18 protein-coding genes are annotated in these 18,229 nt (G+C 60.0%); 5 read left to right on the top strand and 13 right to left on the bottom strand.

Annotated elements, in window-relative coordinates; translation table 11 throughout:
• Positions 1 to 39 precede the first annotated feature (39 nt).
• Genes KT71_RS18210 through moaA form a run of 5 tightly spaced genes read right to left on the bottom strand, consistent with a single transcriptional unit; the run spans position 40 to position 6,168 of the window.
• Complete coding sequence (locus KT71_RS18210; RefSeq protein ID WP_008293859.1) at positions 40 to 417, bottom strand: PilZ domain-containing protein; 378 nt, start codon at positions 415 to 417, stop codon at positions 40 to 42.
• Positions 414 to 2,678, bottom strand: a complete 2,265-nt coding sequence (locus KT71_RS19890) for a DUF1631 family protein (protein WP_008293860.1) — start codon at positions 2,676 to 2,678, stop codon at positions 414 to 416. The genes KT71_RS18210 and KT71_RS19890 overlap by 4 nt, the downstream gene beginning before the upstream one ends.
• 26 nt (positions 2,679 to 2,704) lie before the next feature.
• Complete coding sequence (locus tag KT71_RS18180; RefSeq protein ID WP_008293861.1) at positions 2,705 to 4,171, bottom strand: VWA domain-containing protein; 1,467 nt, start codon at positions 4,169 to 4,171, stop codon at positions 2,705 to 2,707.
• The gene (locus KT71_RS18175; protein ID WP_008293862.1) at positions 4,171 to 5,118 is read right to left on the bottom strand and encodes an AAA family ATPase; all 948 of its coding nucleotides are present in this window, start codon (positions 5,116 to 5,118) and stop codon (positions 4,171 to 4,173) included. The genes KT71_RS18180 and KT71_RS18175 overlap by 1 nt, the downstream gene beginning before the upstream one ends.
• Before the next feature lie 39 nt (positions 5,119 to 5,157).
• Positions 5,158 to 6,168: a GTP 3',8-cyclase MoaA gene (gene moaA / locus KT71_RS18170; RefSeq protein ID WP_008293863.1), complete on the bottom strand. Its 1,011-nt coding sequence runs from the start codon at positions 6,166 to 6,168 to the stop codon at positions 5,158 to 5,160.
• 178 nt (positions 6,169 to 6,346) lie between these two features.
• Between moaA and KT71_RS18165 the strand changes: the two genes are divergently transcribed.
• Entirely contained in the window at positions 6,347 to 7,720 is a 1,374-nt protein-coding gene (locus KT71_RS18165; protein ID WP_008293865.1) for an SLC13 family permease, read from the top strand.
• Positions 7,717 to 8,388, top strand: a complete 672-nt coding sequence (locus KT71_RS18160) for a paraquat-inducible protein A (RefSeq protein WP_008293866.1) — start codon at positions 7,717 to 7,719, stop codon at positions 8,386 to 8,388. The genes KT71_RS18165 and KT71_RS18160 overlap by 4 nt, the downstream gene beginning before the upstream one ends.
• On the opposite strand, the gene KT71_RS18155 is transcribed toward KT71_RS18160, so the two are convergent.
• From KT71_RS18155 to hslO, 7 genes are all read right to left on the bottom strand, one after another.
• Positions 8,385 to 9,476 carry a DUF2855 family protein gene (locus KT71_RS18155; RefSeq protein WP_008293867.1) on the bottom strand — a complete coding sequence of 364 codons (1,092 nt, stop codon included), beginning with the start codon at positions 9,474 to 9,476 and terminating at the stop codon, positions 8,385 to 8,387. The genes KT71_RS18160 and KT71_RS18155 overlap by 4 nt on opposite strands.
• Before the next feature lie 6 nt (positions 9,477 to 9,482).
• On the bottom strand, positions 9,483 to 9,962 hold the full coding sequence (locus KT71_RS18150) for a peroxiredoxin (RefSeq protein WP_008293868.1): 480 nt from the start codon (positions 9,960 to 9,962) through the stop codon (positions 9,483 to 9,485).
• A gap of 100 nt (positions 9,963 to 10,062) precedes the next feature.
• On the bottom strand, positions 10,063 to 10,722 hold the full coding sequence (locus KT71_RS18145) for a TetR/AcrR family transcriptional regulator (protein WP_008293869.1): 660 nt from the start codon (positions 10,720 to 10,722) through the stop codon (positions 10,063 to 10,065).
• Between the two features lie 17 nt (positions 10,723 to 10,739).
• Positions 10,740 to 11,249 (bottom strand): phasin family protein, encoded by a 510-nt coding sequence (locus KT71_RS18140; protein ID WP_008293870.1) that lies wholly within the window; start codon positions 11,247 to 11,249, stop codon positions 10,740 to 10,742.
• Positions 11,250 to 11,500: 251 nt separating this feature from the next.
• A complete protein-coding gene (locus tag KT71_RS18135) occupies positions 11,501 to 11,971 on the bottom strand; it encodes a hypothetical protein (RefSeq protein WP_008293871.1) in 471 nt (156 codons plus the stop codon).
• Between the two features lie 211 nt (positions 11,972 to 12,182).
• The gene (locus KT71_RS18130; RefSeq protein ID WP_008293872.1) at positions 12,183 to 13,745 is read right to left on the bottom strand and encodes a phosphoenolpyruvate carboxykinase; all 1,563 of its coding nucleotides are present in this window, start codon (positions 13,743 to 13,745) and stop codon (positions 12,183 to 12,185) included.
• A 197-nt stretch (positions 13,746 to 13,942) separates the two neighbouring features.
• On the bottom strand, positions 13,943 to 14,842 hold the full coding sequence (hslO, locus tag KT71_RS18125) for an Hsp33 family molecular chaperone HslO (protein ID WP_008293873.1): 900 nt from the start codon (positions 14,840 to 14,842) through the stop codon (positions 13,943 to 13,945).
• A 65-nt stretch (positions 14,843 to 14,907) separates the two neighbouring features.
• Here hslO and KT71_RS18120 point away from each other — a divergent pair, with 65 nt between their 5' ends.
• Both KT71_RS18120 and KT71_RS18115 read left to right on the top strand, forming a co-directional pair.
• Entirely contained in the window at positions 14,908 to 15,807 is a 900-nt protein-coding gene (locus KT71_RS18120; RefSeq protein WP_238549441.1) for a DMT family transporter, read from the top strand.
• Between the two features lie 36 nt (positions 15,808 to 15,843).
• On the top strand, positions 15,844 to 16,119 hold the full coding sequence (locus tag KT71_RS18115; RefSeq protein WP_023660326.1) for a polyhydroxyalkanoic acid system family protein: 276 nt from the start codon (positions 15,844 to 15,846) through the stop codon (positions 16,117 to 16,119).
• 94 nt (positions 16,120 to 16,213) lie between these two features.
• On the opposite strand, the gene KT71_RS18110 is transcribed toward KT71_RS18115, so the two are convergent.
• Complete coding sequence (locus KT71_RS18110; protein WP_008293876.1) at positions 16,214 to 17,251, bottom strand: NAD(P)H-dependent flavin oxidoreductase; 1,038 nt, start codon at positions 17,249 to 17,251, stop codon at positions 16,214 to 16,216.
• A 186-nt stretch (positions 17,252 to 17,437) separates the two neighbouring features.
• Between KT71_RS18110 and ubiG the strand changes: the two genes are divergently transcribed.
• Entirely contained in the window at positions 17,438 to 18,184 is a 747-nt protein-coding gene (ubiG, locus tag KT71_RS18105) for a bifunctional 2-polyprenyl-6-hydroxyphenol methylase/3-demethylubiquinol 3-O-methyltransferase UbiG (protein ID WP_023660325.1), read from the top strand.
• The last annotated feature ends 45 nt before the right edge of the window (positions 18,185 to 18,229 follow it).

Genomic DNA, 18,229 nt, shown 5'->3' with positions numbered 1-18,229 from the left:
GCGCCGCGCCCCCAGGGTGAAGGGTAGATGGCTAGGGCTCTAGGGCGAGGGAGTCCGTTCGTCCATTTCCATCAAGGCCGCTTCCCAGTGTTCGATATCTGAGCCCAGGGCATTAAGCACCTCAAACCCGGCTATCCAGCTGCCGGGGTTTTCTTTATCCCGCATGCGCCAGCGCACCTGACCTACCAGATAAAAGGGCTCGCTCTCTCCGGGCAGCTCAACCCCGATCTGCAGAATTGCGCCCACGGTGACCGATTCAGCGAGACGCACCCTGAGGCCACTGTGGGAGACGTCCAGAGTGTCACAGCGGGCGACTTTGCCGGGACCGATGCTCCCCGGTGGAGGTGACTCAATCTCGATGAACACTCGCGAGGCTACGGGGAGCCGGAAAAAACGTCGCTTGTCCTTGCCCGTCATTGTCCCTCCTCCCGGGCCCTTTCCACTTCATCACGGAAGTAAGAGCGGGTCTCCAGAATGTCCACGAGCCCTTGATCAATCAGTGTCCGCAGTTCCCAGCGGCTGAGTTCCCTAAGAGCAATGCCCTTGCGGTTAACGAAAATGTAGTTGTCCCGCCGGGGATCAAAAACGGCGAGTTTTGCCATGATGGGCGTCTCGCCATCGTGAAATCCAAGCCATGCCCCCATGGGTACATCCACCTCCCGTTCAGGGCTTCCACCGACGCTTTGAGGCGAGGGACTCGCCACCGGTGCCAGGGGCGGCGGGGTGGGTGGCGCCGGTGCTGGCGAAGTCGTAGCCGTGGGCTGCTGCATCGGTGCCGGAGGTGGCGCCGGGGGTGCTGGCGCTGCTGCTGCGGGCGGTGGTGCTGCCGCCGGAGGGGGAGAACTCGCCGGAGGCGGTACCGGGGCTTGGGGTGCCACGGGTGGCGGTTCATACGCAGGCGGCGGCGATGGCGATGGCGGTGGCGATGGAGGGGTCTGCGGCTCCGCAGCCGGAACCCCCTGATTGCCTGGCGTGGGTTCGGGAGATGGCACAGCGGCAGGCGTCTCGGGCTCATCCAGATCGAGGCTTAATTCCAGCTCCGCACCCTCCGGGGGCTCCAGAACCGGGTCCCAGTTTTCCGTGTCACTGAGGTCTGGCAGGTCCTCGGACCAGTTTTCTGCTTCGGTGCTCTCCACGCGATGGCTGATATCCGGTGTGGCTTCCGGTTCCGGTTGCGGTTCCGGGCTCTCATGGGCTCGGCGGTCCTCTTCATGAGTCCGTCGATCTTCGTCGTGAGTTCTTCTATCGGGGTGTGTACGCCTTTCATCGTCGGGCTCGTGCTCGACGTCGTGAGCAGGCGTTTCAGCGGGCGCGCCCTCATCCTCGTTCTGGGGGGGGCGGTAGCTCGGGTCGATGAGCTGGCGCAGACGATCGTCACTGTCGATGCCCGCCGCCGCGGCGAGACTCAGGCTGAAGCTGTCACGGTTGGGCAGTCGCACGGCAAAAGCATCGCTTAATCGTTGGCTGAAGGCGCGGCGAGAAATATCCAGGGCCTTGAGCCCCACAAAATTGGCGAACAGCAGGTGTTGTCCTTTTTCCAGCTGTAACACCAGCTGAGCCCGAAGCTCGCCCTCATCGTCCTCAAAGCGGAACCAGTCGCCTGTGATTAAGGGTTCGTCATTGCTCTCTTCGTGGTGCGGCGCTTCTTTCTCCAAAGGGATAGGAGGGATACGCACAAGCTGAAGCTTTTGTCCGTGTTGAATACGCAGATGGGCGTACTCCACAAGACCGATGGCACTGTCTGTGGCGTCGCTGTCATGCTCAAGGCTCAGGAGCCAGCGCCGGAGCTCTCCGGGTAAATGACGCAGAATCTGTTCCTGGCGGTCGCGACCCGCATCGCCACTATCGTCCGGCGCCTGCACGGACTCCATGAGATGCATAGTCGCCCGGCGCATCTGATCCCATTCCCGGGACCTGTCGCCGTGTTTGACCAGTACCAGCTGAGCGCTGTCGTACCAGGGGCCTTTAAGAAATTCACCGATCGCGGCAGGGAGCTCATACTTTTCCAGTCCTGCGTTGATGTCCTTTGCTGCATCCCGACGGGCGGAGAGGGTTTTTAACCGTGCCTCCTCCGTCTCTGCCAGGCGCTGCACCATACGCTGCGCGCGGGCGGCATCCCGCTCATTGGCAGCGACCAGCTCCTGAGTGATCGCAGCAATATCGAGGCGCTCGTTGTTGAACCAGTCCAGGGCTTTTTCCACGGCGCGCTGTATGCGTTGCTCCAGCATCTGACCGGCACGGTCCAGGCGCATCTGCCAGCCCACGGCACCGTTTTGCAGGGCATCGAGGAGGCGATGGAGATTGTGGGAACCCGGCGTGTAAAAAGACTCGTCTTTGAGAGCCATGGCAACGGCCAGCGGGAGGAGCCGCCTCAGGTGATCCTTGAGCGGCTGCTCCAGGGGATAATGATCCTCCCATTCGTCAAAGGCATCGCAGACCCATACCAGGATGGCCTGATCTTCCGGGCGGAGATCGGGTTTCAGGTTCTGTTTGGCAGCTCGGCGCTTGATGGTTGCCAGAGGGGAGCTGTCCGTGTCCTTACTCTTGGCGAGAAACTCAATGAGCTTTTCCCGTGACAGCGCATTCGTGGTGAGAGGCCCGTCATGAGGGGAAAACTGCTCAACTACCCTGTCTTTAAGGGAGCAGGGAAGCGGTATGTGTTCGTGAGAGAGGGACATGTTGCGCCGCCGAGCCGGCTACAACCCTAGCGCAAACTCTTGAGCAGCTGGTCGACGACACGCTCAAGCTGTTGCAGGTTGCTGCAGGGGGCGCAGTAGTGGCAGGCGGTCTGGTAGCGCAACATCTCCGAATCGCCCGTGCCCCAGGCCCGCCGCGACTCCGGATTCAGCCAGATCACCTGTTTGCTACGCTGATAAATGCTTTGCATGATCTCCAGTTCCGGGTCGCCCCGGTTGTTTCGCGCATCGCCGAGAATGATAACCGATGTGTTGCGGTTGATGTCGTCTAAAGCCAGGCGGGAAAAATCGCGAAGGCTGCTGCCGTAGTCCGTGGCGCCGCCATAGCGCCAGTTTGCCAGTTCGATGGCGCGCTCCAGAGGCTCATCCCGGAAAAGCTCGCTGATTTCCCCCAGATGACTGGAAAAAGCAAAGCTCCGCGTGCGGGGCAGCACGTCCTGGAGGCTGTAGAGAAACATCAGCAGGAAACTGGCGTAGGCGGCAACGGATCCGCTCACATCACATACCGCCAGCAGTTGGGCTTTATCCCGTTTTCGCGAACGCCAATGGGTTTTAAACAGTATGCCGTCGTGGGCCATGCCTCCGCGGAGAGTTTTACCCATGTTCAGTTGGCCCCGCTTCACCGGTCGGCGACGGGCGCTGTGGCGACTGGCCAGACGGCGGGCCATACGTCGAACCTGAGCCTGTACCTGGTCCCGGTGGCGCCGGTCGATGTTGGACAGTCGCGTCTTGCTGAGCACATCTTCCATGAAAGCGCTGTTATGCCCCTCAGCGTTCATGAGGTACTGCTGCTCCACGTAATCTTTTACCTGTTCCCGGAGCACGTCGCGATAGCGACGGAGTGTGTCCAGGGCGGGAGACTCGGCCTGTTCCAGCTCAATCACCGCATCGCGAATCAGGTCTTCGCCCAGGGAATCGAGAATCCTGCGGGTGTACTGGCCTTTTTGGGTAAACAGCCGGATGTTGCTGAGTCCGGCATCCTGTCCCGCACGGCGCATGGCAGTACTCAGGCTGCCCCGCTGGTTTTCAAGAAGCGCGGGGAGAAGCTCGCCGTCCAGTAACTCCTTCAGGGAGGGCGAACTGCCCGCTGCTGCGGCAAGTTCCGCAGCATCCGTAGCAGAACCTCCGCCCCCGGCTGCCTGCCCGGCACCGCTGCCGGCTTCTTCGGGACTGTCTTTTGCCGCACCGTCGGCGCTGTCACTGGCGCCTTCCCCTGCTGCGTCCTCGCTTTCGGCACTGTTGTCGGTGCTGAAATCAGCAGCCTGCTGATCAAAAAACTGATCAAAGCAGTAAAAGAAGGTGTGCTCTTCCCGATCACTTTTGGCCAGGGTCATGGCGAGGGCATTGCGCAGGGTGTTTCGATCGCCGTAACCCACGACGTCCATCGCTGCGGCTGCGTCCAGAGTCTCCGCAGGGGAAACCGGCAGCGCGTGGCTGCGCAGAATCTCAATGAAGCGGAGCAGGCTCGACTGCATCAGGCGTTTTCCGACGCCTTTTCCAGGGTGCGAAGAATGCTGCCGAGCTCCGCCTCCGTGGCCTCGATGTCCTGTTCAAACTTCAGCAGGACATTGAGGGTCCCCTTAAGGAGTTCCGGCTCCAGCTCCGTGGCATGGAGCAGCAGTAAGCTGCGGGCCCAGTCGATGGTCTCTGATACCGCAGGCTGCTTTTTCAGGTCCAGTTCCCGCACGGCGTGGACAAAGGCCACCAGCTGCTGCCGCAAGCTCTCTTCAACCTCGGGGACGCGGCTTTCAAGGATGCGCTCCTCCAGATCAATGCTCGGGAAGGGGATGTGCAGGTGTAGGCAGCGGCGCTTCAGAGCGTCGGAAATGTCCCGGGTATTGTTACTGGTAAGAAAGACCAGGGGTGTGGATTTGGCCTTGATCGTGCCAATCTCCGGGATGGATACCTGGTAGTCCGAGAGGATTTCCAGCAGCAGGGATTCAAACTCATGATCTGACTTGTCGATCTCGTCGATGAGGAGCACGGCGCCGTCGGGGTGCTCCATAGCCTGGAGCAGGGGCCGGGGCTCAAGGAACTCCTCGGAATAGAACACGTCGCCAAACTGGTGGAGGCGCTCTACGGATTCCGCGAGACCCTCCGCGCCGTCCAGGAGGTCGCCCAGTTTCTCCTTGAGAACCTGGGTATAGAGCAGCTGTTTGCCGTACTTCCACTCGTACAGCGCTTTTGCTTCATCCAGACCTTCGTAGCACTGAAGACGCACTAGGGGTAGCCCCAAAAGCGTTGCGGCGGTCTTCGCCAGTTCGGTTTTGCCGACGCCGGGAGGGCCTTCCACCAGCACGGGTTTGCGCAGCTGTCCCGCGAGGAACACCGCCGTGGCAATGCGGGAGCTGCAGATATAGCCTAGTTCGGCAAAGCCGCTTTCAATCGCCTCTATTGAAGCAAGTTCGGTTCTCTTATCCACGGCCCTCGGGCTCTCCCTAAGCTGTTGCGATGACGCCTGTTAACCGCCCGTCGCGTTCATGAAGCGTAGAATCTGTGGCTCTTCGCTGTTGTCAAAGTAGTGGCGCTCGGGCTTGATCGCCATAGCGCCGAGCAGCGCCTGCTCCAGGTCAGCCATGGTGCTGCCCGGGGCGCGCAACAGTTCCCGAAGATCCACGGAATGTTCGTTACCCAGGCAAAGGAGCAGTTGGCCTTCTACGGTTACTCTCACGCGATTGCAAAGGTGACAAAAATTATTGCTGTGCGGCGAGATAAAACCAATACGACTGCGGCTTCCCTCAAGGGCATACATGCGGGCGGGACCTGCGCTGCCCCCGGGGTCGCCCAGAGCCATGAGTCCGTGCTGTGTTTCGATTTGAGTCCGCAGCCAGTCGCTGTCCGCCAGGGTCAGGGCCCGGTCGTGATCCGTGATGCGGCCCAGGGGCATCTCTTCGATGAAGGCAAGATCGATGCCCCGGTCCCGCACAAAGTCCACCAGCTCCAGGATCTCGTCGTCGTTATCGCCGCGCATAATCACCGCATTGATTCGAATGCCCTCAAAGCCCGCGGTGCAGGCCGCGTCGATACCGGCAATCACCTGCTCCAGATGTCCCACCCGGGTGATCTGCCGAAAACGCCGGGGCTGCAGGCTGTCCAGACTGATATTCAGGCGTTTGACGCCCGCATCCTTCAAAGGCTGCGCCAGACGCTGGAGCTGGGACCCATTGGTGGTCATCACCAGCTCTTCGAGACCTTCCATGGCCCCGAGCTGTTCCACCAGCTCCATGATGTTGTGGCGCACCAGGGGTTCGCCGCCCGTGAGGCGAATCTTGCGCACCCCCAGCCTGACGAAAGCCTGGGCTACCTGAGCCAGCTCTTCAAGGGTCAGTACTTCGCTCTTGGGAACAAACTGCATATCCTCGGCCATGCAGTACACGCAGCGAAAATCGCAGCGGTCCGTCACGGACAAGCGCAGGTAGTCAACGCGTCGACCAAAGCGATCAATAAGCGTTTGCGGAGTGTTTTCTTGCATGGCGCGCAGTGTACTTCTCTGGGACGTCGCGACCAAGGGTTCAGCACGCTTTACACCTCGTGTTCTCTGGGACACGATGAGCATCTATGAGCTTCTTTTTTCTGTTTTTTCTCTGCCATGGTTTTTTCGCGTCCCCACGCTTGCTTCGTCCGCAGGATTCTGAGGCGGTGGCGCGGTGATGCGAGCCATCGCTTTTTATGCGGGCCCGATGCTGGCGCTCGCTGCGGCCCTGCTGGCTATGGGAGCAGGGCAAAGCCAGGCGGTGGCGGTGGTCCTGGCTGTGGCCGTTATCTGTATCGTGTGGTGGATTTTTGAACCCATTGCGATTCCCGTTACCTCGCTCATTCCCCTTGCGGTCCTGCCCCTCGCCGGTGTCCTGACGCCGGCGGAGGTGGGCGAGGCCTATGGCTCGCCGTTGATCCTCCTGCTCCTTGGCGGATTTCTCCTGTCTCAGGCCATGGAGAGCAGTGGCGCGCACCGACGTATTGCCCTGGGGATGATCCATCTTTTTGGTGCGAAAAGCCCCCGGCGTCTAGTGCTCGGCTTTATGGCCGCGGCGGCGGTGCTGAGCATGTGGATTTCCAATACTGCGACCACCCTGATGCTGTTGCCCGTGGCCCTGGCCATGCTCGAGGGGTCTGAAGACAAAGAGCGCCTTGCCGTGCCGCTGCTTCTCGGACTGGCCTATGCCGCAAGTGTGGGTGGTGTGGGCACGCCCATAGGCACGCCCCCCAACCTGATTTTTATGCAGGTCTACCAGGAGTACACCGGTGAGGAGATGTCGTTTACCCGGTGGATGAGCTGGGGTGTGCCTGTGGTGCTGCTCCTGGTTCCCGCCATGGCCTGGTCCCTTACCCGGGGCATTGAGCGCAGTGCCAGTCTCGAGCTGCCGGTGGTGGGGGCCTGGCGCTCGGAAGAGCGGCGGGTGCTCGCGGTGTTCGGACTGACGGCGCTTGCCTGGATCACCCGCAGCGAGCCTTTCGGCGGCTGGCGCGCGCTGCTGGACTTGCCCCAGGCTAACGATGCCTCCGTAGCGCTCCTCGCGGTCGTACTGATGTGCGTGGTACCCAATGGTCGCGGTGGTCGGCTGTTGGACTGGGAGCAGGCAAGTCGAATTCCCTGGGGCGTACTCCTGCTGTTCGCCGGTGGTATTTGCCTGGCCAAGGGTTTCGTTGCCTCGGGCTTGAGCGATGTGCTGGGCCAGGCGCTGGCGTCCCTCATTGATATGCCAACCATCCTGCTGATTCTGGTGGTGTGCCTTGCGGTCACCTTTATGACGGAAGCTACCAGCAATACCGCCAGCACTACGCTGCTCATGCCAGTGCTCGCTGCCGCAGCCCTGGCCGCCTCTCTGCCACCGGAGTTGATCATGGTGCCCGCGGCGATGAGCGCGAGCTGTGCCTTCATGCTGCCTGTGGCCACCGCCCCCAACAGCGTGGTTTTTGGTTCCGGTCTGATCAAGACTACGCGTATGGCCCGGGAGGGCCTCATGCTTAATTTCATTGCCGCAGCGGTGGTCACCCTGGTGTGCTTCGGAGTAATGGTGCTATGACAACAGCGACGCGGGTTCTCGGTCTCGCTGTGATTATCGGATCCCTGGGGCTACTCTATCCGGGGATAACCCAGCCGGTACTCACGCTCAGCGGCGAACTGGAAAAAGCCGAACTCGCAGATTTTGGTATTGATCTTATTGCCGGCGAGAACGGTAACAGTCAAACCCGGGACATGCTCAATGCCATGGCGCGCATGATGGGCCTGGACCAGATCGAAGGTCGCGTCGAGGCTTATCGGAGCACCCGCTCCATTCTGGGTATGTCCCGCGAGCTTGCGGATAACGGCAATCTGCTGGTGGCCGTGATGATCGTCAGTTTCAGCGTGGTGATACCGGTGCTGAAGCTGCTGTTTCAGGCCTGTGCATTGTTGCTGCCCGCGCCCTACGCCTCGCGTTTATTGAAACTCAATGCCGCGCTGGGAAAGTGGTCCATGGCGGATGTGTTTGTCATGGCCATGCTTATCGCCTTTATGGCGGGGAGGGCGTCCAACCACGTGGGCGAGCTGCTGATTATGGACGCGCAGCTGGAACAGGGCTTCTGGTTTTTTCTGGGTTACTGCCTGTTTGCTATTGCTGCCGGCGGGCTGCTGAATGTCCTGGCCGCCCGCTCGGACTCTCCGGTGCATTCTCCCGGTGCACCTGGCCTCGGGGTGTCGGGGCGAGATTAATCCCCACGCAGCGATACGGTGTAGCCCTCATCCGGTGAGGCTTTGCCCTGGAGCACGTTCAGGAAGGCTTCCTGCGCAGCCGCCTCGCCGTCGAAGTGCCGGATCTTAAGCCAGCTGTCAGCAAAGCGCCGGAAATTCACGAAGCTCTCGGCGATGCGCTTTTCCATTTCGGCGGGGCCCCACTCCTTGCTGCGCTTCGCGGCCTGTGTGGGGGCAAAAAACAGCTCCGGTTGCGGTCCGGGTAAAGGCTCTCCCGCGCCCATGGGGCCGTCCTGGTGTGTAGCGCCCACGAGGCAGGCGTAGCGCAGCTCATCGCTGTAATGACTGTGCAGCGCCTTATTAACGGCGCGATCACCGGCCATATCCACGCTCACGGCGGGATTCTTTGGCAGGCTGGCAATATCGTCGTAGGTGGCCACAACATCGTAGCACCCCAGCGCTTCGCAAAATGCCTTGTTGCGTCCGGAAGTCAGTCCCACGCTGCGCAAGGCCCCCCGCGCCTGTACGGCCTGCGCCAGGGCGATGGAGGTTTTACTGGATGCGCTGGTAATCAGGCAGTCCCTGGCCCCATAGAAATCGTTGTCAAACAGGGAGTCTTCACACAGCCAGGAGGTGAGGTACAGCCCGCGTAACAGGCTGTCCTGTTCCTCGCGGGACGTCTCATAAATCGGGTTTTTTGCTGCCCGCTGGAACTGTGCATAGATAGGGGCGAGGCCTTCGCGGTGCTCCGACACATCACAAAAGTTGTATTCATTAGTCTTGCCGGCGTTGATGAGCAGGTGTGTGGACATGGGGAAAAAGCCCCAGACCCGCTCACCTGCCGACACTTCCGGGTGGGCGCTATCTGCGACGGTGGCATAGCCCATGGCCGGCACGCGGCCCCAGGCCTCGTCTCCCGTGGGGAAGAAGCGCCAGTAGCCCAGCAAGTCACCCACGTGACAGTAGCTGATGTTGTTGGCGGTGAGGGCAAAGCGATCGACCTCCAGCAACACCTGGCCTTTTTCGAGTTTTTCCGGCAGGACAGCTTCGACCACCCGAAGCTGGTCAAAGGCGTCGCGGCGTGTTTCCAGGGTCAGTTGTCTGCTCATGGCGCTTCAGAGCGCTTCCATGATGGTTTCGGCGGCGCTGACATCCACGCCTGCGCCGGGTTCCACATTCAGGGTGGTTATGGTTCCGTTCTCTACGATCATGGCGTAGCGCTGGCTGCGCAGGCCCATGCCAAAGCCCCGGCCGTCCAGCTCCAGATCAAGGGCTTTGGTGAAATCGCCATTGCCATCGGCGAGCATCATGATGTGCTCTGCGTTTTGCGCCTTACCCCAGGCATCCATCACAAAGGCATCGTTCACCGAAAGACAGGCAATGGTATCCACGCCTGACGCGAGGATTTTGTCGGCATTCACCACGTATCCCGGGAGATGGGTCATGGAGCATCCCGGGGTGAAGGCGCCGGGCACGGCAAACAAAACGACTTTTTTGCCGGAGAACAGCTCATCGGTGCTCACGGGTGTCGGGCCGTTTTCGCCCATTACCTGCAACTTGCCAGAAGGGATTTTGTCGCCAACGGAAATACTCATCTGCTTTTCCTTACCGGGTTACTCAAAAGGGGGACCGATTCTGCCTATCAAGCGGTGCTACTGTCTACCATTGCGTCTGAGGGCGCTACTTCACTGTGGTTCACGAATCCCGGGCATCCATCATGCCGTCAAAAATCATTTCGCATTCGCGGTAGAAGTCCATTTGCTCTTCTCCGAGATAGGGCGCGATCATGGTGAGCAGTTGGAGCACGCCCTGATGAATGCAGCGCTGAGCGTCGCTCTCATCATGAATAAGGCGGTCGTAGCTCAGCCAGTAGGTAAGCTGAAGCGTCATGTTTTCTACCAGGGCGTCCATTTGCACCTTGCCGAGCTCAGTTTCTGACTCCTCGAAGAGGCTGCCGATGATTGCCCGGAGCGCGGCGCGTTTTGCCGCCAGGATGCGACGAAAGCCTCGCACCAGGGTGGGATAGCGCCGCATGAGATCATCCAGATTGTGGTAGAAAAAACGGTAGAGATAGAGTTCTTCAAGGACCACGTACAGGTAGTACCAGTTGTCCTCAATCCGACCCTTGTGTTGATGCAGCGGCTGCTCCACGGGGGCATTCAGGGTTTGTGTCAGTGCCAGCTGAAACTGCTCAAAGAGCTCGGCAATGATCTGGTCCTTGCCCTTAAAATGGTAATAGAGGTTGCCCGGACTGATATCCAGCTCTCCCGCAATATCGAGGGTCGTCGCGTGGGCCTCGCCTTCCTCATTAAACAGACGAAGGCTGGTGACGAGAATACGATCCCGGGTTTTCACCGTGGGTCAGCTGTGCGTTAGCGCGACTTTCTTCGGGTGGGCGCTTTCTTGGCGGTTTGGGGCTTCTTCGCGGCGGGACGCTTTTTCGCCGGTGACTTTTTCGCCCGGGCGGAGGTCTTCTTTTTGGCAGGCGCCTTGCGCGGTGTTTTTACCGTGCCGCTGGCAGCGAGGGCGGCCGTGAGTGCGTCAACGCGATTGGCCAGACGGTCGATTTTCTCGTGGAGGGCCAGAAGGTCCTCGCCCCGCGCCGGACGTTGGAGATTAAAGTTCTCCCGGACGCGGTTGATGCGATCTTCCACAGAACTGCGCGCCGATGAGCCGGCTTCGATGGCATCCCGGGCTTCGTCCTCGAGGGCAGCGCCGGCTTTCACCAGCTCGCGAAACAACTTTGGCGGTTCAACGCCGGCTTTTTCCAGGCGGCCCTGGGCTTCATCCACAGCACGGCCATAGGCGCCTACGCCGGCGAGCCAGATGTTTTTCGCGATCTCGCCGGCTTTGTCGGTAACTTTGCTCTTATCGTCTGTCATCGTGCTTCCTTTGCGTGATTGCCTTTGCGCTTGCCATTAAGCTTGGCGTAGGGCGCTCAAGGGTGGTGAGGGCCACCGTGAAGCCTCAGTACAGGCATTTTAGGCGCGGTTGGGCCAGGCGTTTATGGCGCTCTGCGGAGGAAGTCTAGCAGACGATATTTTCAGCGCAGCGTAAAAAGCCAAAAAAAAGGGGGTCACAATGTGACCCCCAAAAAATCCCCAGGTCGGGGACAGTGAACCCGTTCGGGTAATCAGGCAGCGGCTTTAAAACCAACGCTATCTTTCAGCTCAGCGAAGCGTGCACGGGCTTTTTCCAGCTGTGCTTCAAGCTTGGCGCGATCCAGTGCAGCAACGTCGAGCTTGGGCAGATCGATGTCGTCGATGGCAGTCTTCGCCTGCTTCTCGACTTTCTGGCCACGCTTGACCATGTCGGCGTAGAGCTTGTCCGCTTTCTTGCGACGCGCGTTCAGTTCGCTTTCGACGGTCTTGATCTGGCCCTGGAACTGATCAAATGCCATACCGTAAAAGCCAAGGCTTGCCAGAAACGCGTTGCGGCTTGCTTCGCTTACGCGGTTCTGGAGGCTAGCAGTTTTCTTGACCGCAGTCTTGCGGGCAGTAGCTGCTTTGCGGGCTACAGGCTTACGCTTGGCAGTGGTTCTCGCAGTGGTCTTGCTCTTGGCAGTAGTCTTGCGCTTGGGTGCTGCTTTTTTGGCTTCAGCCATGGTGTTTACTCCTAAAAAGTCTGATGTTTATGGTGCGGAGTAACCCTCCGCAGCTCCAATATCAGTCACTTTAGGGAAATAAATTAGAACAAACATACTAATTACGGCGGTGCATCTGTGGACTTTTGCACAATTCGTGAGCGGTAACTAAAACGGGCGCCGAAGCGCCCGTTACCATTGCGACCGCTGCGCGGTCTGTAGATAGGAAGCCTTACGCTGTCGGCTGAGGTCCCGCCGCCACAATTGCCGAGCCCGCATCAAACTTTTTGATATTCTCCTGAAACAGCGTCGCGAGCTTGTTGGCCTGGGCGTCGTAGGCGGCGGTGTCGCCCCAGTTCTCCCGGGGATTCACAAACTGCGCATCCACGCCGGGGATCTCCGTGGGGAAATCGAGGTTGAGGATATCCAGATGGCCGCGCGGTGCGTCCAGCAGTGCGCCGCTTTCGGCAGCGCTGATAACGGCGCGGGTGACGGGAATCGGGAAGCGGGAGCCGGAGCCACCGGCAGATCCCGAGCCGCCGGTCCAGCCAGTATTCACCAGATACACCTGACTGCCGAACTCTTCGATGCGCTTCATCAGGAGCTCTGCGTAGTCGCTGGCCGGGCGGGGCATAAACGGTGCACCAAAGCAGGCGGAAAAAGTGGGGTGGATTCCGGCTTCAGCACCCACCTCCGTGGAGCCAACCCTCGCGGTGTAGCCGCTGAGGAAGTGAAAGGCAGCGGCTTCCTTTGACAGTATCGAGATGGGAGGCAAAACGCCGGACACATCGCAGGTTAAAAAGATGACGCACTTGGGCTCACCGGCAGCGTTGGCCTCGATTCGCTTGGGTACGTGCACCAGGGGATAGCAGCAGCGGCCGTTCTCCGTGAGGCTGGTGTCGTCATAATCTGCGTGGCGATTCTCGTCGACGACGACGTTCTCCACGATTGCGCCAAACTTGATGGCATCCCAGATAATGGGTTCGTTCTTCTGACTGAGGTTGATGGTTTTGGCGTAGCAACCGCCCTCAAGATTAAACACCGCACCGCGGGTCCAGCCATGCTCATCATCGCCGATGAGGTAGCGGTCGGGATCTGCAGACAGGGTGGTTTTACCCGTACCGGACAGACCGAAGAACAGGGTGGTGTCGCCATCCTCGCCCACATTAGCGGAACAGTGCATGCTCATGACGTCTTTTTCCGGCAGGAGGAAGTTCTGCACGGAAAAAACCGATTTTTTCATTTCGCCGCCGTAGCGCATGCCCGCAATCAGGATCTTGCGCTGGGCAAAGTTGACGATGACGGTGGCTTCCGAAGCCGTGCCATCACGCTCAGGCTCGCAAACAAACTCCGGGACGTTCATCACAGACCACTCGGGCTTGCGGCCCGGGTTGTACTCTTCGGGTTTGATGAACATGTTGCGGCCAAACAGACCGTGCCAGGCCCACTGGGTAGTGACCTGCAGGGGAAGATAGTGGTCGCTGTGGGCACCAACGTGGAGGTGCGAAATAAAGCGATCGTGCTCGCTGAGGTAGCTTTCCACACGCTCCCAGAGCGCATCGAATTTATCCGCGTCAAAAGGCCGGTTCACGCTGCCCCAATCGACGGCGTCCTCGCAGCTGGGCTCGCGAACAACAAAGCGATCACCGGGAGAGCGGCCCGTGCGCTTGCCCGTGGTGACAAGCAGAGCGCCGGTATCGGTGAGGGTGCCTTCACCGCGGCGAAGGGCCTCTTCGATAAAGTCGGCGGGCTGCAGGTCTACGTATTCCTGCGGGGTGGAGTTACTGGCGCTCATGCAGAGGGATCCTGTGTTGGCATGTCGGAGCGTTGTGCTGAGTGCTACTGCCGTCCCGGGCTTCTCACGGTTGTGATGGGCTTTCCGGGGGGAACGGGCACGCTGGCTGGGGTCTTACCGCTCAATTTGGGGCCGGTATTATGGCGAATCGTGGGGGGATTGTGAACCGGACGACAGTGCGCCAATTCTCACTTTTTTCAGTGAATCGGGGCGTCATCCCCAGAGCTCAAAAGCCCCCGGAGATCGCTCTCGCGGAACTGGTAACGCTGATTGCAGAACTCGCAATCCATGGTGACCGCCCCCTGCTCCTCGATGATGTTGCGGATTTCCTGATCGCCGAGGGTGGCCAGGGCGGCCAAAGTGCGATCCTGACTGCAACTGCAGCGAAAGCGCACAGGCTCAAGGTCAAAAAGACGCAAAACCTCTTCGTGGTAAAGACGGTGTAAAAGCGTCGCGTCGCCCAGCCCGATGAGCTCGTCGCCGCCCAGGGTTGCCGCCAGCATGCACACCCGATCCCACTGCTCCTGACGGTTGGCGGCGTTGCCCTCCAGTTGCGGCGGCAGCTGCTGCAGGAGCAGGCCCGCGGCGCGGGATCCGTCGCTGCTGAGATGAAGGCGGGTTTGTAGCTGCTCCGACTGACTGAAGTAGCTGTCGAGGCTGCTGGCGAGGGAATCACCGGTCAGGGGCACGATGCCCTGATATTGCTTGCCCCGCTCGGGAGTCACCGTGAGCACCAGCTGGCCGCCACCGAGGAGCGCATCGAAACTGTCAGAGGTTGCGCCCTCGGCGCCCCGGGCAATCGCCCGAACGGTCAGCTCGCTGCTGCACTCGGCCATGATCAGGGGTACTTCCCGGTCGCTGCGCGCCTGCACCGTGAGACTGCCCCGGAATTTAAGCGTGCTGGCGAGGAGCACCGAGGCCACGAGAAATTCGCCGAGCAGGCGGCTGACGCCCGCGGGATAACTGTGAATATCGCTCACGTCGCTGATCACCTGGTCCAGGTGAACAATCTCCCCCCGGAGGTCCATATGCTCAAACAGAAAGCGGCGTTTACCGTCGGCGTGACGGATGGCAGGTATATCGGTCGGTGTTGTCATGGGGCACAGTATAAAAGCATAGGACCTTGGGGCCGAACCCCCGTGCTAGCATGCGGCGCAATTATTTGAGCCTGTATCCAATTCCCGTCATGCAGACTGTTCTTTTATACGCAGTGACCGTCCTGATCTGGGGTACCAGCTGGTTTGCCATCAAGTATCAGCTGGGAACGGTGGATCCCCTGGTATCCATCGCTCACCGCATGGCGCTGGCGGCGGTTTTTTGCGCGGTGCTCACGCAACTGACCCAGGGCTTTGTGCGCCTCAGTCTGCAGAATCATTTGCGGATCTTTTTTCAGGGTCTGTGTCTCTTTTCCTGTAACTATCTGTTTATCTATGCGGCGACCGCGGATTTGTCCTCGGGACTGATTGCGGTGATTTTTTCCACCATGGTGGCGCTCAACGCCCTCGGTGGGGCGCTGTTCCTCAACATGCCCCTTCGCGCACCGGTGGTGGTGGGCGGCCTCCTGGGTCTCCTGGGCATGGCGGCACTGTTTTACCCCGAACTGGAAACCCTGGGCTGCTCGGATCCGCGACTGCAGGCTTTGCTGCTGTGTTTTCTGGGGACACTCTGCGCCTCTGCGGGCAATCTTGTGGCAGCGGGCAGTCTTCGCCGGGGACTGCCGGTACTGACCTGCAATACCTGGGGTATGTTTTATGGGGGATGCACGCTGTATCTGGCTGCGCTGCTGCTGGACATTCCCATCGTCGTCGATCTGAGTCGCGATTATCTCAGCTCCCTGGCCTATCTGGCATTTTTCGCAACAGTGCTCGCTTTCTGGGCCTATGTGTCTCTCATCGGTCGCATCGGACCCGATCGCGCTGCCTATACGACTTTGCTTTTTCCCATCGTGGCATTGCTGGTCTCCAGCGTCCTTGAAGGCTACGCATGGACGCTTTGGTCTGCGGCGGGGCTGTCCCTGGTGCTCCTGGGCAACTGGCTCGCCATGCGCGGCGTGCGCAGCTGACCTATACTGCGCAAAACAATAACGAGGTGAGCCAGGGTGGCAGGATTTCAGATTCGCAAGCCGCACAGCATGGACAAAGCCGAGCTTCGGGAAGCCGCAGAGGGCCTTGCCAAACAGTTGGAGGGCACCCACGGTGTGCGTGCCCGCTGGGAAGGTGATTCCGTGCGCATCAAGGGTGCAGGTGTCGATGGCAAACTCACCCTGTCGGATGCGGATGTGCTGGTCAGTGTGGAGCTTGGATTGATGGCCTCCGCTTTCAAAGGGCCTCTGCGCAATGAGGTGCAGCGCTTTCTCGATGAGTACGTATCCTAGGAAGCGTGTTGACGCGTTTTTTAAAAAGCGTGGTCCCGTTGTTCCGCTTTTGCCTTTCACGCCCTCAGTACGTTCACTCCCTTAAAGACCGTATTCAATCCTTACAACCGGCAAGCCAGCGTGTTTGTTCCCCGGCGCTGACCGCTCGGCAACCGGCAGTTTGCGTGCCACACCAGAGGGGTGAGAAGTCATCCCTGCCCCGGGCTTCCGCTGCAGCCCGAAGAGGCGCCAGGGCAGTGGACGCCAGGGGGAAGGGAGGCGCAAGCTCGCTCATGGGTCCCAGGTCGCGCATCAGACGATTCGGTATCCCCCGTGCCACACCCCCGGATAGCAGGTTTGTAAGCTGTGTGTCGTCGGCGGCGCTTTTCTCGATCCTGTTGCGATGGATCTGGGTGGTCTTGGCTTCGTTGCAGCACAGATAGGCGGTCCCTGCCTGTACGGCCCAGGCGCCGGCGTCCAGTGCTTCGCGAGCTTGCTCCGGCGTTGAAAGACCACCAGCGGCAATGACCGGCAGGGTAGTGGCACGCTGAATGGCCTCGAGTAACGTCATGGTCCCAAGCTGCGATCCTAAATCCCGCGTGAGAAACATGCCGCGGTGGCCCCCGGCCTCGATGCCTTGCGCAATGATGGCGTCTGCACCGTGATCCATCAGCCACCGCGCCTCATCTGCCGTGGTTGCCGACGACCAGATTTGTCCACCCCAGGACTTAATCCCATCGATACTGCCGCGGTCCGGAAGTCCAAAATGGAAACTCACAATCGGGGGCTCAAAGCCTGCGATCAGCGCGAGGGTCTCCGATGAAAAGGGCACCCGACCGGCGCCTTCGGGGATGCTTGTGGGGTCTATCTGATACTCGCGGAAGTAGGGGGCAAGGGCCCCGCGCCAACGCGCCTCTACCTGTGCATCCCGCAGTGGCGGTCGATGGCAGAAGAAATTCAGGTTGTAGAGCGTGATGCCCGAGGCCCTGATCGCTTCAAGTTCCTCGATAAGCGCGACCGCCGATAGCATGGCGCAGGGCAGGGAGCCCACGCCACCGCCCCTTGAGACCGCGATGGTCAGTGCGCTGTCCTGCACTCCGGCCATGGGCGCCTGGATGATGGGGAGATCGCCGGGGAAAGGGGCGTTGGGCATAAATTTACTCCCGGTGTGAGACTCGTCTGGCGTGAGGCATCTCGAGGAACCTGTCGTCCGAATTGCGCCATGATAATGCAGACGAGCCGGACGGTTCTTGAACAGGGTAAACCCGCAGCTAAGGCGATCACGTAAACAATGTGAATAACTCAAGCAGCAAACCACAAATAAACGCGGAGACAGTGTATGAACGCGCCAGCGTCAGATCCTCGGATGTCCGTCAGCGCCGAAGAAATCAAGCGCTACAACGCCCTCGCGGCGACCTGGTGGGACCCCAAGGGTCCCATGTGGCCCCTCCATCGCCTGAATGCCTTGAGAGTGCCCTTTGTGGTGGAGGCGGTTTCTGAGCACTTCGGTTTGAAAACGTCGCAGGCGCCACTAAAAGGCTTGACCGTGCTTGATATCGGCTGTGGTGCCGGACTGCTTTCGGAGGCGATGGCCCGTGCCGGTGCCGTGGTCACCGCGGTGGATCCCGCGCAGCGAAACATTGCTATCGCGATGGAGCACGCCGCTGCAGAGGACCTGGCTATCGAATACATTCACGGCGACATCGACAGCGTTGCGCACCGACAGTTCGACGTGGTGCTGAACATGGAAGTCGTTGAGCACGTGGAAAACCTCGATGCATTTATGGCGTCCTGCGGTGCCTGCGTTGCGGGCGGGGGTGTGCAAATCGTCGCGACCCTGAACCGGAACTTCAAATCCTGGCTATTCGCCATCATCGGTGGCGAGTATGTCCTGCGTTGGCTGCCCAAAGGCACCCATCAGTGGCGGAAGTTTGTAACCCCGGAGGAGACCCGTAGGATGTTGACGGCTGCGGGCTTAACGCCCCTGAAGTCGGCGGGCGTTGCCGTAAACCCCTTCACGCGGTCTTACAGCCTCACGGATGATACGAGCGTCAACTACATGATTGTCGCCGCGCGTCATGATTAGGGCGGGGTCAGCGATGAGCGTGGCGATAGCAACTGATGACGGGAT

This window comes from Congregibacter litoralis KT71 (assembly GCF_000153125.2).
Lineage (GTDB): Bacteria > Pseudomonadota > Gammaproteobacteria > Pseudomonadales > Halieaceae > Congregibacter > Congregibacter litoralis.
Note: the sequence above shows the minus strand (reverse complement) of the source record. Positions and strands in the feature narration are given on the sequence as shown.

Coding starts and splice junctions, on each gene's coding strand:
- KT71_RS18210 (WP_008293859.1), bottom strand. CDS start 417: ATGACGGGCAAGGACAAGCGACGTTTTTTCCGGCTCCCCGTAGCCTCG.
- KT71_RS19890 (WP_008293860.1), bottom strand. CDS start 2,678: ATGTCCCTCTCTCACGAACACATACCGCTTCCCTGCTCCCTTAAAGAC.
- KT71_RS18180 (WP_008293861.1), bottom strand. CDS start 4,171: ATGCAGTCGAGCCTGCTCCGCTTCATTGAGATTCTGCGCAGCCACGCG.
- moaA (WP_008293863.1), bottom strand. CDS start 6,168: ATGCAAGAAAACACTCCGCAAACGCTTATTGATCGCTTTGGTCGACGC.
- KT71_RS18165 (WP_008293865.1), top strand. CDS start 6,347: ATGCGAGCCATCGCTTTTTATGCGGGCCCGATGCTGGCGCTCGCTGCG.
- KT71_RS18160 (WP_008293866.1), top strand. CDS start 7,717: ATGACAACAGCGACGCGGGTTCTCGGTCTCGCTGTGATTATCGGATCC.
- KT71_RS18155 (WP_008293867.1), bottom strand. CDS start 9,476: ATGAGCAGACAACTGACCCTGGAAACACGCCGCGACGCCTTTGACCAG.
- KT71_RS18150 (WP_008293868.1), bottom strand. CDS start 9,962: ATGAGTATTTCCGTTGGCGACAAAATCCCTTCTGGCAAGTTGCAGGTA.
- KT71_RS18140 (WP_008293870.1), bottom strand. CDS start 11,249: ATGACAGACGATAAGAGCAAAGTTACCGACAAAGCCGGCGAGATCGCG.
- KT71_RS18135 (WP_008293871.1), bottom strand. CDS start 11,971: ATGGCTGAAGCCAAAAAAGCAGCACCCAAGCGCAAGACTACTGCCAAG.
- KT71_RS18130 (WP_008293872.1), bottom strand. CDS start 13,745: ATGAGCGCCAGTAACTCCACCCCGCAGGAATACGTAGACCTGCAGCCC.
- hslO (WP_008293873.1), bottom strand. CDS start 14,842: ATGACAACACCGACCGATATACCTGCCATCCGTCACGCCGACGGTAAA.
- KT71_RS18110 (WP_008293876.1), bottom strand. CDS start 17,251: ATGCCCAACGCCCCTTTCCCCGGCGATCTCCCCATCATCCAGGCGCCC.
- ubiG (WP_023660325.1), top strand. CDS start 17,438: ATGAACGCGCCAGCGTCAGATCCTCGGATGTCCGTCAGCGCCGAAGAA.